Raw genomic sequence first — 908 nt, forward strand, 5'->3', positions numbered from 1 at the left:
AGCTACACCAAACAATGGCTATCCAGTGAGATATCCACCTCGCCACAAAATCACCGCGCCATCGTGGCGATGATTGAGCAAAACTGCGCGCAATTTTCCGCGCCGCACTTTGACGTAGTTTGCTCACAATTTGATGATGAAAACCTGAGCCTGTGCCCAGTATGGCTACCGAATGAGGAGCTGTTTGCCGTTGTGACGTTGACGCACTCAACGCAGCAAAAGCAAACCGTTTCTGCGTGGCTGAACGCACTGGCAGGCCGCATCAGTTTTGATGTTAGCCAGCATTATCATCAAGAGCTCAAACGTCATCACTCACACGCCAACAAGCCACTACCAACGCTGCAAGAATTCATCGATTGTCTGGATGACCACATCTGGATCAAAACCACCGACGGTCTGTACGCCATGACTAACCGCAGCGTGGAACAGGCGTGGAAAAAGTCTAACGATGACATTGTCGGGAAGAACGACTTTGACCTTTTCAGCGCCGAACGCGCGGAAAAATTCATTGATGCCGACCGATTAGTGGTCGCTACTGGCACACAGAACATCGTTGAAGAGTGTCGCCAAATTGATGAAAACAACAACCCAACTTGGCTGGAAACCATCAAATCACCGGTACGAAATCAGGCCGGCGACCTGATCGGCATTTTGGGCATGACGCGCAACATCACCCGTCGCAAGATGGTGGAAACGCAATTGTCGTTAGCGTCGAAAATCTTCAACAACTCGCAAGAAGGTATGGTCATTACCGACAGCAATGCCAACATCATTGATGTCAACAACGCGTTCTCGCAGATCACCGGATTCGGCGCCGAAGAAGTGATTGGGAAGAACCCCAACATTCTCCGTTCTGGGCACCATGATGATGCTTTTTACCAACAACTTTGGCAGCAACTTGAAACCAA

1 protein-coding gene is annotated in these 908 nt (G+C 49.9%); it reads left to right on the forward strand.

Annotated features, from left to right (window positions below; translation table 11 throughout):
* Positions 1 to 908: PAS domain S-box protein (locus R7Z77_RS24535; RefSeq protein WP_318136951.1), on the forward strand; the 908-nt coding region annotated here is incomplete at both ends.

Source organism: Vibrio sp. 1401 (genome assembly GCF_033340295.1).